Source organism: Mangrovimicrobium sediminis (assembly GCF_004745945.1).
GTDB lineage: Bacteria > Pseudomonadota > Gammaproteobacteria > Pseudomonadales > Halieaceae > Mangrovimicrobium > Mangrovimicrobium sediminis.
In genome coordinates this window covers 227,451-240,669 of sequence record NZ_SRLE01000008.1, presented here as the reverse complement: position 1 = coordinate 240,669, position 13,219 = coordinate 227,451, and the positions used below count along the sequence as shown (strand labels likewise).

16 protein-coding genes are annotated in these 13,219 nt (G+C 66.2%); 9 read left to right on the top strand and 7 right to left on the bottom strand.

What is annotated here, in order from left to right:
- Positions 1-15: 15 nt before the first annotated feature.
- Genes E4634_RS12735 through flgB form a run of 7 tightly spaced genes read right to left on the bottom strand, consistent with a single transcriptional unit; the run spans position 16 to position 5,052 of the window.
- Positions 16-702 (bottom strand): flagellar basal body L-ring protein FlgH, encoded by a 687-nt coding sequence (locus tag E4634_RS12735; protein WP_240725171.1) that lies wholly within the window; start codon positions 700-702, stop codon positions 16-18.
- Complete coding sequence (gene flgG, locus E4634_RS12730; RefSeq protein ID WP_135444452.1) at positions 699-1,481, bottom strand: flagellar basal-body rod protein FlgG; 783 nt, start codon at positions 1,479-1,481, stop codon at positions 699-701. Before flgG ends, E4634_RS12735 begins: the two co-directional genes overlap by 4 nt.
- Before the next feature lie 34 nt (positions 1,482-1,515).
- On the bottom strand, positions 1,516-2,274 hold the full coding sequence (locus tag E4634_RS12725) for a flagellar basal body rod protein FlgF (RefSeq protein WP_135444450.1): 759 nt from the start codon (positions 2,272-2,274) through the stop codon (positions 1,516-1,518).
- Positions 2,275-2,280: 6 nt separating this feature from the next.
- Positions 2,281-3,462 carry a flagellar hook protein FlgE gene (gene flgE / locus E4634_RS12720; RefSeq protein WP_135444448.1) on the bottom strand — a complete coding sequence of 394 codons (1,182 nt, stop codon included), beginning with the start codon at positions 3,460-3,462 and terminating at the stop codon, positions 2,281-2,283.
- A 47-nt stretch (positions 3,463-3,509) separates the two neighbouring features.
- Positions 3,510-4,193, bottom strand: coding sequence for a flagellar hook assembly protein FlgD (locus tag E4634_RS12715; protein ID WP_135444446.1), 684 nt, complete (start codon positions 4,191-4,193; stop codon positions 3,510-3,512).
- A complete protein-coding gene (gene flgC, locus E4634_RS12710) occupies positions 4,193-4,594 on the bottom strand; it encodes a flagellar basal body rod protein FlgC (protein WP_135444444.1) in 402 nt (133 codons plus the stop codon). The genes E4634_RS12715 and flgC overlap by 1 nt, the downstream gene beginning before the upstream one ends.
- A 32-nt stretch (positions 4,595-4,626) precedes the next feature.
- The gene (gene flgB, locus E4634_RS12705; protein ID WP_135444442.1) at positions 4,627-5,052 is read right to left on the bottom strand and encodes a flagellar basal body rod protein FlgB; all 426 of its coding nucleotides are present in this window, start codon (positions 5,050-5,052) and stop codon (positions 4,627-4,629) included.
- Between the two features lie 166 nt (positions 5,053-5,218).
- On the opposite strand from flgB, the gene flgA reads away from it, so the two are divergent.
- The 9 genes from flgA to E4634_RS12660 all read left to right on the top strand — a co-directional run bounded on the left by flgA (position 5,219) and on the right by E4634_RS12660 (position 13,212).
- Positions 5,219-5,929 (top strand): flagellar basal body P-ring formation chaperone FlgA, encoded by a 711-nt coding sequence (gene flgA, locus E4634_RS12700; RefSeq protein WP_135444440.1) that lies wholly within the window; start codon positions 5,219-5,221, stop codon positions 5,927-5,929.
- A 117-nt stretch (positions 5,930-6,046) separates the two neighbouring features.
- Positions 6,047-6,316: a flagellar biosynthesis anti-sigma factor FlgM gene (gene flgM / locus E4634_RS12695; RefSeq protein ID WP_206046874.1), complete on the top strand. Its 270-nt coding sequence runs from the start codon at positions 6,047-6,049 to the stop codon at positions 6,314-6,316.
- Positions 6,317-6,319: 3 nt separating this feature from the next.
- Positions 6,320-6,769, top strand: a complete 450-nt coding sequence (locus tag E4634_RS12690) for a flagella synthesis protein FlgN (RefSeq protein ID WP_135444436.1) — start codon at positions 6,320-6,322, stop codon at positions 6,767-6,769.
- A 66-nt stretch (positions 6,770-6,835) separates the two neighbouring features.
- Positions 6,836-8,086 (top strand): EAL and HDOD domain-containing protein, encoded by a 1,251-nt coding sequence (locus E4634_RS12685; protein ID WP_135444434.1) that lies wholly within the window; start codon positions 6,836-6,838, stop codon positions 8,084-8,086.
- A 216-nt stretch (positions 8,087-8,302) separates the two neighbouring features.
- Positions 8,303-9,580, top strand: coding sequence for a GAF domain-containing protein (locus E4634_RS12680; RefSeq protein WP_167854892.1), 1,278 nt, complete (start codon positions 8,303-8,305; stop codon positions 9,578-9,580).
- Positions 9,581-9,585: 5 nt separating this feature from the next.
- The gene (locus E4634_RS12675; RefSeq protein ID WP_240725170.1) at positions 9,586-9,876 is read left to right on the top strand and encodes a PqqD family protein; all 291 of its coding nucleotides are present in this window, start codon (positions 9,586-9,588) and stop codon (positions 9,874-9,876) included.
- Positions 9,877-9,939: 63 nt separating this feature from the next.
- Positions 9,940-10,533: a LemA family protein gene (locus E4634_RS12670; RefSeq protein WP_135444430.1), complete on the top strand. Its 594-nt coding sequence runs from the start codon at positions 9,940-9,942 to the stop codon at positions 10,531-10,533.
- Between the two features lie 45 nt (positions 10,534-10,578).
- Positions 10,579-12,528: a M48 family metallopeptidase gene (locus tag E4634_RS12665; RefSeq protein WP_135444428.1), complete on the top strand. Its 1,950-nt coding sequence runs from the start codon at positions 10,579-10,581 to the stop codon at positions 12,526-12,528.
- A 273-nt stretch (positions 12,529-12,801) separates the two neighbouring features.
- A complete protein-coding gene (locus E4634_RS12660) occupies positions 12,802-13,212 on the top strand; it encodes a helix-turn-helix domain-containing protein (RefSeq protein WP_135444426.1) in 411 nt (136 codons plus the stop codon).
- Positions 13,213-13,219 lie beyond the last annotated feature (7 nt).

Genomic DNA, 13,219 nt, shown 5'->3' with positions numbered 1-13,219 from the left:
GTGTGCTCCATGGCCCTAGATGGGCGACACGTTGAGGAAGAAACGCTGCAGCCAGCCCATGCGCTGGGCCTCGTTGGCGTAGCCCTTGCCGGTGTATTCGATGCGCGCGTCCGCCACCTCGGTGGAGCGCACGCTGTTGTCGCCGTCCACCGTGAGCGGGTTGACGATGCCGGAGAAGCGGATGAACTCGGTGCCCTGGTTGATCACGATCTGCTTCTCGCCGACCACGCGCAGGTTGCCGTTGGGCAGTACGTTGGCGACGGTGACGGTAATCGTGCCGGTCAGGCGGTTGTTGGCCTGGGCGCCGCCGCTGCCGGAGAAATCGTTGGTGCCGGAAATATCGAAGCCGTACTTGACCAGGTCCTCGAGGCCCTCGGGCACCACGTCCGCGGTCATGCTGGCACCGCTGCTGCGGCTGGCGGTGGCGGAAGAGTTCTTGCTCGCCGACACCTGCTCGTTGAGCACGATGGTCAGCAGGTCGCCGACGCGGTTCGGGCGGCGGTCCTCGAACAGCGGCATGTAGGCGCCGCCGCTCTGGTAGATGGAGCCGTTGGCCTCCGGCGGCGGCGGGACGATGACTTCGGTGGTGCGGAACTCGTCCTTGTCGCCCATGCCGGGCACGGACGAGCAGGCGCCGAGCAGCGCCAGGGCGCCGCCGACCAGGGCCGCGCGGGCGGCCTTCATGTACTGGCGTGGAATCACAGCTGCGTCAGCCGCGCCAGCATCTCGTCGCTGGTCTGCACCGCCTTGCTGTTGATCTCGTAGGCGCGCTGGGTCTGGATCATGCTGACCATCTCCTCCACCACGTTGACGTTGGAGGTCTCGACGTAACCCTGGTAGATGCGTCCCGCACCGTTCATGCCCGGCACGTTCTCGTTGCGCGGGCCGGAGGCGGTGGTCTCCAGGTACAGGTTCTCGCCGATGGACTGCAGGCCCGCCGGGTTGACGAAGGTGGACAGCGTAATCTGTCCCACCTGCTCGGCGTTGATATTGCCCGGCGTGGTCACCGAGACGATGCCGTCCTGGCTGATGGTCACCGACAGCGCGTTGTCGGGAATCAGGATCGCCGGCTCGACCGGGTAGCCGGAGGCGGTGACCAGCTGGCCGTTCTCGTCCACCTGGAAGCTGCCATCGCGGGTGAAAGCGGTGCTGCCGTCGACCATCAACACCTGGAAGAAGCCCTCGCCGTTGATCGCGAGATCCCGCGAGTTGCCGGTGCTCTGCAGGCTGCCCTGGGTGTGCAGGCGCTCGGTGGCCACCGGGCGCACGCCGGTGCCCACCTGCAGGCCGGAGGGCAGGGTGTCCTGGCTGGAGGAGTTGGCTCCCGCCTGGCGCACGTTCTGGTAGAGCAGGTCCTCGAACACCGCGCGCGAACGCTTGAAGCCGTTGGTGCTGACGTTCGCCAGGTTGTTGGAGATGACGTCCATCTGTACCTGCTGGGCTTCCAGCCCGGTCTTGGCCGTCCACAGTGACTTGATCATGGCGCTATCCCCCGCCGCTTATTCATCAGTTGGTTCAGTTGTTGATCGACAGCAGGCTGGTGGCCCGCTGGTCGTTTTCCTCGGTGCTCTTGACCACCTGCATCTGCATCTCGTACAGGCGCGCGTTGGCGATCATCTCCACCATGCCCTGCACGGCGCTGACATTGCTGCCCTCCAGCGAGCCGGTGGCCACGCGGGCCAGTTCGGCGGCGGGCAGTGCGGCGCTGTTGCCGTCGGCGTCCGGTGCCTGGCGAAACAGGCCCTCCTCGGTGCGCACCAGGTCCACCTCGCTGGCGTCGACCAGCTTGAGGCGGCCCAGCTGCGCGATGGAATCCGGGTTCTCGCCCTCGCCCAGGCTGCTCAGGGTGCCGTCGTCGGCGATGAACAGCTGTGCGCCGAGCGGCACCTGGATCGGTCCGCCCTCGCCCAGCACCTGGCGGCCGGCGCTGCGCAGGAAGCCCTCGCCGTCGATCTGCAGGTCGCCGCGGCGGGTGTAGGCCTCCTGGCCATCGCTGCCGGTAACGGCCAGCCAGGCGTTGTCGAGCATGGCCACATCGAGGGCGCGGCCGGTGTACTGCACCGGGCCCGACATCATGTTGGCGCCCGGCGTGGACGCGGCCACCGAGGTGCGGGTGTCGTAGGCACCCGCGCCCTGTACCGGCACCGCGCGCATCGCCAGCAGCTGCTCGCGAAATCCGCTGGTGGCGACATTGGCGAGGTTGTTGCTGATGACCGCCTGCCGCTCCAGCGACTGGCGGGCGCCGCTCATGGCGGTATAGATGACCCTGTCCATGCGCTATTACCTCAGGTTGACCGCGCTCTGCAGGACTTCGTCCTGGACCTTGATGGTCTGCGCGTTGGCCTGGTAGTTGCGCTGCGCGATGATCAGGTTGACCAGTTCGCGGGTGAGGTCGACGTTGGAGTTCTCCACCACGCCCGAAGACACAGTGCCCGCCAGGCCCACGCCGGGCGAGTTCTCGATCGGCTGGCCCGAGGCGGGGCTCTCCACCCACACGTTGTCGCCTATCGGCTCCAGCCCCTCCGGGTTGGTGAAGTTGGCGATGGTGATGGTCGACAGCACACGGGTCTGCGCGTTGGCGTAGTTGGCCACCACGTTGCCCCGGTCATCGATGACGATTCCGACCAGTGAGCCCGCCGCATAACCGTCCTGGGTCGCCGCGGTCAGCTCGAAGTCGTTGCCGAACTGGGTGGTGCCATCGAGGTCCAGGGCGAGATCCAGGTCGGCGACACCGCCGCCCGGGGAGAACTGGAAGCTGTCGAGGTTGGTCACCGTGTCCAGTACGCCGTTGACGTCGAAGGTGATGGAACCGGTATTGGTGGCCAGTTCACCGCCCCGCGACATGTTCACTTCCCAGCTGTTGTCCGCCACCTTGCTGAAATACAGGGTGGTGGGATGCGCGTTGCCCTGTGAGTCGTAGATAGTGATGTTGCTGGTGTAGGAGTAGGTCGCATCGTCCGCCGGGTCGAAGGCGACAGTGCCGCGGTCGATGGCGTCGGTGGCCGAATCCAGGTTCAGGGTGGCGTTGACCTGGGTGGTCGCGGTAGCCTGCAGGCCGCCGGTGGAAATAAAGATGGGCTCCGGGTCGGAACCGATCACGCCCTCGGAGTAGCCGGTCAGGCGCGCGCCCTGGGCGTTGACGATATAGCCGCTGGCATCCAGGTTGAACTGGCCGTTGCGCGAGTAGACCGCCTCGCCGTTCTGGATAAGGCGGAAGAAGCCATTGCCGCTGATCGCGACATCCAGGTTGCGCCCGGTGTTCTCCAGCGTCCCGGAGTTGAAGGTCTGCATGACCGCGGCGACCTTGGTGCCGAGGCCCGCCTGCGCCCCCGCGAACACGTCGGCGAACAGCGTGCGTCCCGCCTTGAAGCCGACGGTCTGCGAGTTGGCGATGTTGTTGCCGATCACGTCGAGGTTGGTAGCGGCCGCGTTGAGGCCGCTCAGCGCCTGTGAAAATCCCATGGTTATCTACTCCTGGCCGGCCGACGGGCCGGTTTGTTTGCGATCAATTAAAGAATCTGCCTGACTTCATCCAGCGTGATCGGGGCGATGACACCGCCGAGATCCAGCAGGGGCTCGCCCTGGTCGGTCTTCGACACGCCGTTCACTACCGCATAGGCCAGCGGGGTGACCGGCATGACAGAACCATCGGCGTCCACTGCCTCTACCGTCACGCGATAGGCGCCCTCCGGCGCCAGGTCTCCATTTTCCAGCAGGCCGTCCCAGACCAGCGTGTCACTGCCCGCATCCTGCGCGCCGAGGGAGAAGGTGCGCACCACTTCGCCAGCTTCGCTGACCACAGAGACACGCACGTCCGCCGCCGGGTTTTCCAGTTCGATACCGAAGGGCGTGGTCACGCCCTCCTTGCCCACCAGCACCTGGTCGCCGGGCACCATCACGCCGCGGCCGATCAGCATACTGGCCTGCAGCTGCTGCCCGGCATCCAGCTGGGTGTTGATATCCAGCAGCGTCTGGTTGAGGTCTTCGATGCCGTCCAGGGTGTTGATCTGCGCCAGCTGCGAGGTCAGCTCCGTGTTCTCCATCGGGTTGAGCGGATCCTGGTTCTGCAACTGGGTGACCAGCAGGGTCATGAAGTTGTTGCCCAGGTCGTCCGCCGTGCTGGTGCTGCTGGCGGCGCCGGTCTGGTTCACCGCTGACAGTACCGAGCTGTCTATCGAGTTGGTCGCTACCATCAGGCTTCTCCGATCGTCAGTGTTTTCAGCATCAGCTGCTTGTTGGTGTTCATCACCTCGACGTTGGCCTGGTAGGAACGCGAGGCCGACATCATGTTGATCATCTCGTCCACCGGCTCCACGTTGCTCTTGCGCACGTAGCCCTGTTCGTCGGCCAGCGGGTTGCCGGGGTCGAACTCGGTGGCGAACTCGGTTGTGCTCTCCACTACCGCGACTGAGTCCACGCCGCCCAGGCCCTGGCGCAGGCGGCTTTCAAAAATCACCTGCTTGGCGCGGTAGGGTTCGCCGTCGGGGCCGGCCACGCTGTCGGCGTTGGCCAGGTTGCTGGCGGACACGTTCATGCGCTGGGACTGCGCGGACAGCGCCGAAGCGGAAATATCGAAGATCGAAAACAGTGACATGGCTTATTGGCTCCCCGACGCGGTTGCGCGCCTTATTCCGGCTGCAGGGCGCTCTTCAGCCCCTGCAGGTAACCCTTGATCATCACCAGGCTGGCCTGGTAGCGCACCGAGTTGTCCATGAACTCCGCCCGCTCGCGGTCCATCTCCACGGTGTTACCGTCCAGGCTGGGCTGGGCCGGCACGCGGTAGGCCAGGTCCAGGTTGTAGTTGGCGCCGCCCTGCGGCGAGCGCGACAGATGGCCCTCCGCGGTCGTCGCCATGCGCACCTGGGCGCCGGCGCCGGAGGCGCCCGGGCGACCCACCGCCGAGGCCAGCTGGCGCGAGAAATCAAAATCCTGCGCCTTGAAATTCGGCGTGTCGGCGTTGGCGATGTTGTTCGCCAGCACCGTCTGGCGCTGTTGCCGCAGCTGGAGGGCCTGGCTGTGAAACTGGAACGCGTCGTCGAGTTTGTCGAACATGATCCTGTGCCGGAGACAGTAACTTAGGGTCAATACTAGGCGCCCGGGGCACCAGGCAAAGGCGGGATAAGCGACGCTTTTGCACGCTAATTCATCCTTCTTCGTCGCTCGCGACTCTTTAGAATTCCCACCAGATGCCGATACACACCAGTGGCGGAGCAAGCCAATGACACGACAGATTTTCCACCGCGCGATACCCATCGCCTCCTTTACATGCTGGCTGCTGGCCGGGGCCTGGCTGGCGCCGGCCGTCGCCGAAACCGCGGACAGTGCCGCCGGCCGCGCCGCGGTCGCCGCGGTGGAGGAGCGCTTCGCCAACCTCGGCGACTCGCTGCAGGTGACCGTGCTGGACACCCGCCACGACCTCGAGCAGTGCGCGCAGCCCGACGCCTTTCTGCGCAATACCGCGATCAGCCGCTCCGGCCGGCTGTATGTCGGGGTGCACTGCCAGGGCGAGCGCGAGCAGACCCTGTACCTGCAGGTGCAGTTGCGCGTGCAGGGCAGCTACCTGGTGGCCGGCCGCGATATTGCCGCGGGCACGCTGATCAGCGCCGACATGCTCGAGCCGCGCGAGGGCGACCTGACCCCCCTGCTCGGCGAGGCGGTGTTGCATCCCGAGGACGCGGTGGGCCGGGTAGCGCGACGCAATCTCACCGCCGGCAGCGTGCTGCGCAGCCGCAACCTGGAGACCTTCATGCTGGTGGCCCGCGGCCAGCCGGTGTTCTTCGACGTGGTCGGTTCCGGCTTCCGCATCACCGGCAAGGGCGAGGCGCTGGAGGCGGGCAACCCGGGCGAGACGATTCGTATCCGTACCGAATCCCGCAAGACTCTGTCGGGGGTCGTCTCCAACCGGGGAACGGTACAGGTCGCATTGTGAAAGAGGCGGTAACTAACTGTATTTCAACGATTTATTTTTTCACCAACACGGTTAAAGAATTTTCAGGATCGGTCGATACAGAAGGCGTATGAATACCATCACGCAGCGAGGTGTATCGTGAAGATCAACAATTCGACTCCGCCCAGCCTGTACCAGGTCGGCGGCAAGGAAGGACCCGGCGCAGCGCGCCAGGGCACACAGGCCGGCGCGGCGCCGCAAGCGGGCGCATCGTCATCGGTAGACTTGAGCCGCCTGCTCGCGGACAGCAGCCAGGACATCGACAGCCTGCGCGTCAGCGAAGTTCGCGAGGCGATCATCGAGGGCCGCCTCGAAATCGACACGGGCAGGATCGCCGACGGCCTGCTCGACAACCTCAAGGGGCTGTAAGCCGTGGACCTGGCAGCGGCCCTGGACCAGCAACAGGCACAGCTCGAGACCCTGGTGGATGTACTGGGCGAAGAGCGCGAGCTGCTCTGCGCCAGTGCCCCGGACGGGGAAGCGCTGGCCGCCACCGCGGCGCTCAAGCAAGCCTGCTTCGAGCGCCTGTCGACGCTGGACAGCGAAGTGGAATCGCTACAGCGCGAACTGGGCTGCCCGGGCGGACGCGAAGGCCGCCAGGCCGCCGCCGCGCGCGAACAGTGCCCGGCCCTGCTGCAGCAGGTGTACGCCACGACCACCAAGGTCTTCCATCTCAACCAGCACAACGGCGAACTGCTGCGCGCCCGCATGACCTGGAACGAGAGAATACTCAACTTCATCCGCGATAGCCGCGATGGGGAAACCTACGATACCAAGGGAAAGACAGGGTCAACCCGCAATACCCTGTGTTCGCAGGCCTGAGGGGGGCCGGCGCTAGCATCTTCTTCTGCCCGAAGCCCCGTCGGGTGTGTGTTACGAGGATCGGTAATGACACTGCAATCGACTGCCATTGAAGCCACAGAGCCAGAGGCCAGCCTAGACGCGCTGCTGGCCATGCGGCCGATTTACGCGAAGAACCTGGAGGTGGTCGCCTTCGACCCGGTGATCCAGTCCTTCGAGGGAAGCGAACTGACCGGCGAGGGCAACTACCGCGCCCTCAGCCTGATCATCGCCGAGAGCTACAGCAGCGTACCCAGCAAGCAGGGCCAGCGCGCCGTGCCCAGTTTCCTGCGCGTTTGCGCCGGGGCGCTGACCTCGCTGGAACTGCCCGACTTCCCCGCCGACCGCTTCATCTTCGAAGTGTGCCCGTCGGATGTCGACTGCCCCGACGCCGCCGCGCGCTACCGCGCCCTGGCTGGCGAGGGCTACCGCATCGCCCTGGCGATCGACGACGCGGATTTCGACGTCGACCAGGACTACCTGAAATTCGTGCATATTCTGCGCATCGACGTCGGCACCGTGGGCATGGAAAAACTGCCGGCGCTGGTCAAGCGTGCGATGCCGCACGGCCTGGACCTGGCGGCGGACAACCTGGCCACGCGCCAGGACTTCGTCAGCTGCGTGGACCTCGGCTTCCGTTACTTCTCCGGCGACGTGCTCGGCAAACCCAAGCCCAGCGAGAACAAGAAATTGGGCCACAACAGCGTGGTGCTGTTCCAGTTGCTGTCCGAGCTGCAGAACCCGAATGCCTCCACCGCGGTGATCGAGGAGATCGTGCTGCGCGACCCGAGCCTGACCTTCAAGATCCTCAAGATCGTCAACTCCGCCGCCGTGGGCCTGTCGCGCGAGATTCAGTCGGTCTCCCACGCCATCAACATCCTGGGCATGACCCAGGTGCGCCGCTGGGTCAGCGTGTTCCTGCTCGAGGACGGCGGCGACAAACCGATGGAACTGATGCGCAGCGCCCTGGTGCGCGCGCGTATGTGCGAACTCATGGCGGAGGTCTCCGAGAAGGAGATGCCGATGAGTTACTTCATGACCGGCCTGCTCTCCAACCTCGACACCATCGCCGAGATCCCGATGTCGGAGATCGTCGACCAGGTGCCGCTCAGCCAGTCCATCAAGGATGCGCTGGTCGATCGCGCCGGCGACATGGGCAGCTACCTGCGCGAGGTCGAGTACTACGAGAAGGGCCGCTTCGATGCACTGCAGGGGATCATGGACAAAGCGTTCTACGAACCCTGCTACCGCCACTGCATCTCCTGGGCCAACCAGGTCCAGGGCGCCATGGTGTCCTGACACATGGCCCGGGGTACCGGGCCCGTGCGCGGCGGCAATGACTTGAGGTCGGGCGCCCGCAGCGCAATAATCAGCCCTCGACAGGCTGATCGGCGCGGTGCAGGGAATGCTCACGGGTCAAGCGGCCTCACGGAGCGGCTGGCGATGTCGGCTCCGGAGCCAGGCATTCCCCTTCTCGCGGAGCAATCCCGGTCCGGCGATGGGGGTTATCACGGCATGCAGAAACCGGCTTACCCGGACGACGAGGCAGCGCGCCAGGCCTCCCTGGACGCGCTGCAGATACTCGACACACTGCCCGAGGAACGCTTCGACCGCCTCGCGCGACTGGCCTCGGTGATTCTCGACACCCCGGTCGCGGTGATGTCGCTGGTGGATCGCGAGCGGCAGTGGTTCAAGGCCATGGTCGGGCTCACCGCCCGCGAATACCCGCGCGATTCCTCCTTCTGCGGCCACACCATCCTGCAGGAAACCACCATGGTGGTCCCCGACGCGCTGGAAGACGAGCGCTTTCGCAACAACCCGCTGGTGGTCACCGACCCGAATATCCGCTTCTACGCCGGCCAGCCGATCAAGTCACCCGACGGGCGCACCATCGGCACCCTCAGCGTCATCGACCAGGTGCCGCGCAACTACCCCGCGGAGCGCCAGCTGGCCGCCCTGCGCGACCTCGCCTCGATACTCGAGGAAGAACTGTGCCGCAGCGCGGACGCCACCCGCGCCGAAGACGCCACAGGGGCGCCCTGGCCCGCCGACATCGAGGCGATGATCCGCGCCGGCGGCAGCGCCCGCCTGCTGCTCGACCAGGACCTCGTCCTGCGCCGCTTCACCCCCTGCGCGCGCGACTATTTCGCGGTTCAGCGGGAGGACATGGACAAACCTCTGAGCGCCGTGGAGTGCTACCTCGACTACCCCTCGATGATGCAGGACCTGGCCAACGTGGCCGCCTACGGCGACACCTCCCAGCGCCTGGTGGACAGCGTCAGCGGGCGCAAGATCGCGGTGGAACTCTCGCCGTTCCGCGAGGCCGGCCACGCGCGCTACAGCGTGATCGTCTCGCTGCTCGACGTCACTACCCGGGAGCAGGCCTGCGACCTGGAACACGTGCTGGACGGCCTCCCCGAGCGGGTGGCGGCGATCGACCGCAGCGGCAAGATCTTCCTCACCAACCGCGCCTGGGATACCTTCTCCAAACAGATTGGCGACCCGCTGCTGCTGAAGACCAGCATCGGCACCGACTTCATCGAGATGTGCCGGAAAAACGGGCGCAAGGACGCGGCGGCGACCGCCCGTGCGCTGCGCGACATCCTCGACGGCAAGCGCCTGAGCTTCACCAACCTGTATGATTACGAGCTGGACGGCGAGGAGCGCAGCTACATCATGACCATAACCGCCACCGGCTATCGCAACCAGGGCATCATCGCGATCGTCAGCAATATCGAGGTCACCGACTGGCGCCGCCGGGGCGATCTCTACAGCGCCGTCGGCGCCGACTGACTCCCGTGACCCTGCCCAGCCATGTCCGGCATGCGCCGGACGTCATCTTCCATGAGGTCTCCGGCGAACTCGTGCTCATGCACGTGGAAACCGAGCACTGCTTCGGCCTGGACGCTGTCGGCAGCCGCATCTGGCAGCTGATCGCCGAGGACGGTGCAGTGCAATCGGTGCACGAGGCGCTGGCCGCGCAATACGAGGTGGACGAGCCGCGCCTGCGCCGCGACCTCGAGCAGCTGCTCGGCCAACTGCTCGAGGCCGGCCTGCTCACCGCGGACGCCGGCGCCGGGCCCGGCTGATCTACCCGCGCGGCGCGTGGTAATATCCCCGGATAAGTGACAACAACCGTCCCGGGGGCGTTTATGGCAGGCACTATTTTCTGGCTGGTTCTGTTGGCGCTGGTGATCTACGTCATCAGCATCTACAACAAACTGGTCACCCTGAAGAACCGCTACAAGAACGCCTTTGCGCAGATCGAGGTGCAGCTCAAGCGGCGCTACGACCTCATCCCCAACCTGGTGGAGACCGCCAAGGCCTACCTGCAGCACGAGCGCGAGACCCTGGAGGCGGTGGTCGCGGCGCGCAACGAGGCGGCGGCCGCGCTCAAGGCACTGTCCGGCAGCGACCTTCCCGCCGCCCAGGTGAGCCGGCTGGCGGACGCCGAGACCAACCTGCGCGGGGCGCTGGGCAAGCTCAACGTCACCGTGGAGGCCTACCCTGACCTCAAGGCCAGCGACAACATGCAGCAGTTGTCCGAGGAGCTGACCACCACCGAGAACCGCGTCGCCTTCGCCCGCCAGGGTTACAACGACGCGGTGATGGCCTACAACACCTACCGCCAGACTTTCCCGCCGGTGTTCTTCGCGCCGAAGTTCGGCCACCCGGACGATGCCCCGCTGCTGGAATTCGAGGATTCCGCGCAGATCCAGGCAGCACCTAAAGTCGAGTTCAACTAGGCGGCCGCGCGCCGCCTCTGACGCGCTGCGCCCGGCGCTATCGCCATGGACTTTTTTCACCACCAGGACCTCGCCCGGCGCAACACGCGCGTGCTGGTCGGCCTGTTCGTGCTGGCCGTTTTCGCCCTGATCCTGATCACCAACGCGCTGGTCGCCGCCTTCTTGTTCTTCGGCAGCGAGACCGACCTGTATGGCGCCGCGGTCTACGGCTGGCGCGGTTTCCTCACCTACTTCAGCTGGCAGCGCTTCGGCATGATCGGCCTGGGCATCAGCGCGACGGTGGCGCTGGTGGTGCTGTTCCGCTGGATCCAGCTGTCCACCGGGGGCCGGGTAGTCGCCGAGAGCATGGGCGGGCAGCGCCTGCTGCCGCAGACCACCGACCCGGCGGAGCGCCGCTGCCTCAACGTGGTGGACGAGATGGCGCTGGCGGCCAACATGCCGGTGCCCGCGGTGTACGTGCTGCCTGACGAGCGCGGCATCAACGCCTTCGCCGCCGGCATCCTGCCCGCCGACGCGGTGGTCGCGGTGACCCGCGGCGCCATAGACCACCTCAAGCGCAACGAACTGCAGGGCGTGATCGGCCACGAGTTCAGCCACATCCTCAATGGCGACATGCGCCTCAACATCCGCCTCGCGGCGCTGCTCAAGGGCATTACCTTTATCGGCGATGTCGGCTACCTGATGCTGCGCAGCAGGGGCCACCCCAGCGCCAACGACAACCGCCGCGGCGGGGTGCCCGCACTGCCGGTACTGGGCCTGGGCCTGTGCGCGGTGGGCTGGCTCGGCGGCCTGGTCGCGGACTACATCCGCGCCGCCATCAGCCGCCAGCGCGAATTTCTCGCCGATGCCAGCGCGGTGCAGTTCAGCCGCGACCCGGACGGCATCGGCGACGCCCTCAAGGTGATCGGCGGCTATGTGCCCGGGACTTTGGTGCACAGCGCCCGCGCGGCCGAGATGGCGCACATTTTTTTCGGCGAGGTACTGCACTCCCTGTGGCTGCCCTTCGCCACGCACCCGCCGCTGGACCAGCGCATCCGCCGCCTGGACCCGGACTGGGACGGCCAGTTCATCAAGCGCACGCCGCGCCACTATCCCAACCCCGCGTCGCGCAACAGTGCCGCGGCCGCCGGCCTGGACCGCGCAGCGGTGGTGGCCGCCGCCATGGCCGCCGCGGCAGAGGCAGATGAGGAATCCGAACAGGAAGACGCTGCCGCGGATGCGGACTTCAGCGCCAACGCGACCGACTACGAGGCGGACACCGCACAGCGCGAGTCCATCCCTGTGGCCCTGGTACGCCACTCCCATGAACCGCTGGGCGCGCATGCCATCGTCAGCGCACTGCTGGTACAGCCGGATACGGAGATCTACCAGCGGCAGATGCAGGTGTTGCAGGACAGCGGGATTCGCGGCCTCACGGAACTGACCCACACGCTGTACCCGGCGGTTGCCGAACTCGGGGCGCCGCGCCGGCTGCCGCTGATCGAACTGTGCCTGCCGGCGCTGAAGGCGATCTCCGAGCCGCAGTACCGCAAGTTCAAGCGCACCTTGCTGCAACTGATCCAGGCCGATGCGCGCACCGAGCTGCACGAGTGGTGCCTGTACCAGTTGGTGCGCCACTACCTCGACCCGGAGTTCATCCAGGTGCAGCACAGCAAGCCGCGCTACCGCCGCCTTACCCAGGTGCGCGAGTCGCTGCAGGTCGTGCTATCGGTACTCGCCGAGGCCGGCAGCGCGGACACCGCCGCCGCCTTCGCCGCCGGGGCACGCGAACTCGAGATACCGGATTTGTCGCCGCTGCCCGCGGCCCAGGGCAGTGTCGCCGCATTCAGCAAGGCGGTGTTGCAGCTGGCCGACCTCTACCCGCTGCTGAAACCGCGGTTGCTCAAGGCGATGGCGCTGGCCGCCGGCGAAGACGGCCAGTTGACGCCGGAGGAGCGCGAGATTATCGCGGCGATGGCGGCGGTGATGGACTGCCCGGCGCCGGAGTTGCTGTAGCTGCTGGATTTGCTGTCATTACTGCAGCTGCGGTATTTGCTGTAGCGGCAGTAGCCGGGGTCGGCCTGGTTTGGCGTCTGCACCGGCCAGTCGGTCATCCGACGAAGCGCGGCGGCGAGGGCGTATCGACACGCGATACCCGGTCGGCCAAAAGCAGCCAGGCGCCCGCCGGGGCTGGTCTGGGCGGTACGCTCTGCTAAGATTAGCCCTGCCGCGGTGGTACAGGCGGCATACAAAACAACGTTCCTAAACCACGACAAGGATGTTATGGCCATGGAAAACATCGCACCGCTCGTCGGCGGGAGTGTGTACACGCACTCCCCCGCACCCCGACCACCACAGCACGGCAAGTTCCGCACTACCGACCAGGTCCTCAACATACTGCTGCGCGGTGACCTGTCGCGCCTGCGCGCGGACAGCGTCGCCGAATCCCTGGGCATCAGCGCGACCACCCTGCGGCGGCGCCTGCGCGCTGACCACACCAGCTACCAGTTCCTGCTCGACCGCGCCCGCCAGTACCGCTGCGAGCAACAGTTGCGCGAGAGCTGGCTGCCGGGCAAATGCCTGGCGGACCAACTGGGTTACCTGGAAGTGAACAGTTTCTATCGCGCGTTTCGCCGCTGGACCGGGGTCAGTTACACCCAGTACAAGGAGCGCTACCTGCACCAGCCGCTGAACAGCTGAGAAGCGC

Coding starts and splice junctions, on each gene's coding strand:
- E4634_RS12715 (WP_135444446.1), bottom strand. CDS start 4,193: ATGGTAGCGACCAACTCGATAGACAGCTCGGTACTGTCAGCGGTGAAC.
- flgA (WP_135444440.1), top strand. CDS start 5,219: ATGACACGACAGATTTTCCACCGCGCGATACCCATCGCCTCCTTTACA.
- flgG (WP_135444452.1), bottom strand. CDS start 1,481: ATGATCAAGTCACTGTGGACGGCCAAGACCGGGCTGGAAGCCCAGCAG.
- E4634_RS12680 (WP_167854892.1), top strand. CDS start 8,303: ATGCAGAAACCGGCTTACCCGGACGACGAGGCAGCGCGCCAGGCCTCC.
- E4634_RS12670 (WP_135444430.1), top strand. CDS start 9,940: ATGGCAGGCACTATTTTCTGGCTGGTTCTGTTGGCGCTGGTGATCTAC.
- flgB (WP_135444442.1), bottom strand. CDS start 5,052: ATGTTCGACAAACTCGACGACGCGTTCCAGTTTCACAGCCAGGCCCTC.
- E4634_RS12725 (WP_135444450.1), bottom strand. CDS start 2,274: ATGGACAGGGTCATCTATACCGCCATGAGCGGCGCCCGCCAGTCGCTG.
- E4634_RS12665 (WP_135444428.1), top strand. CDS start 10,579: ATGGACTTTTTTCACCACCAGGACCTCGCCCGGCGCAACACGCGCGTG.
- flgE (WP_135444448.1), bottom strand. CDS start 3,462: ATGGGATTTTCACAGGCGCTGAGCGGCCTCAACGCGGCCGCTACCAAC.
- flgC (WP_135444444.1), bottom strand. CDS start 4,594: ATGTCACTGTTTTCGATCTTCGATATTTCCGCTTCGGCGCTGTCCGCG.
- E4634_RS12660 (WP_135444426.1), top strand. CDS start 12,802: ATGGAAAACATCGCACCGCTCGTCGGCGGGAGTGTGTACACGCACTCC.
- E4634_RS12685 (WP_135444434.1), top strand. CDS start 6,836: ATGACACTGCAATCGACTGCCATTGAAGCCACAGAGCCAGAGGCCAGC.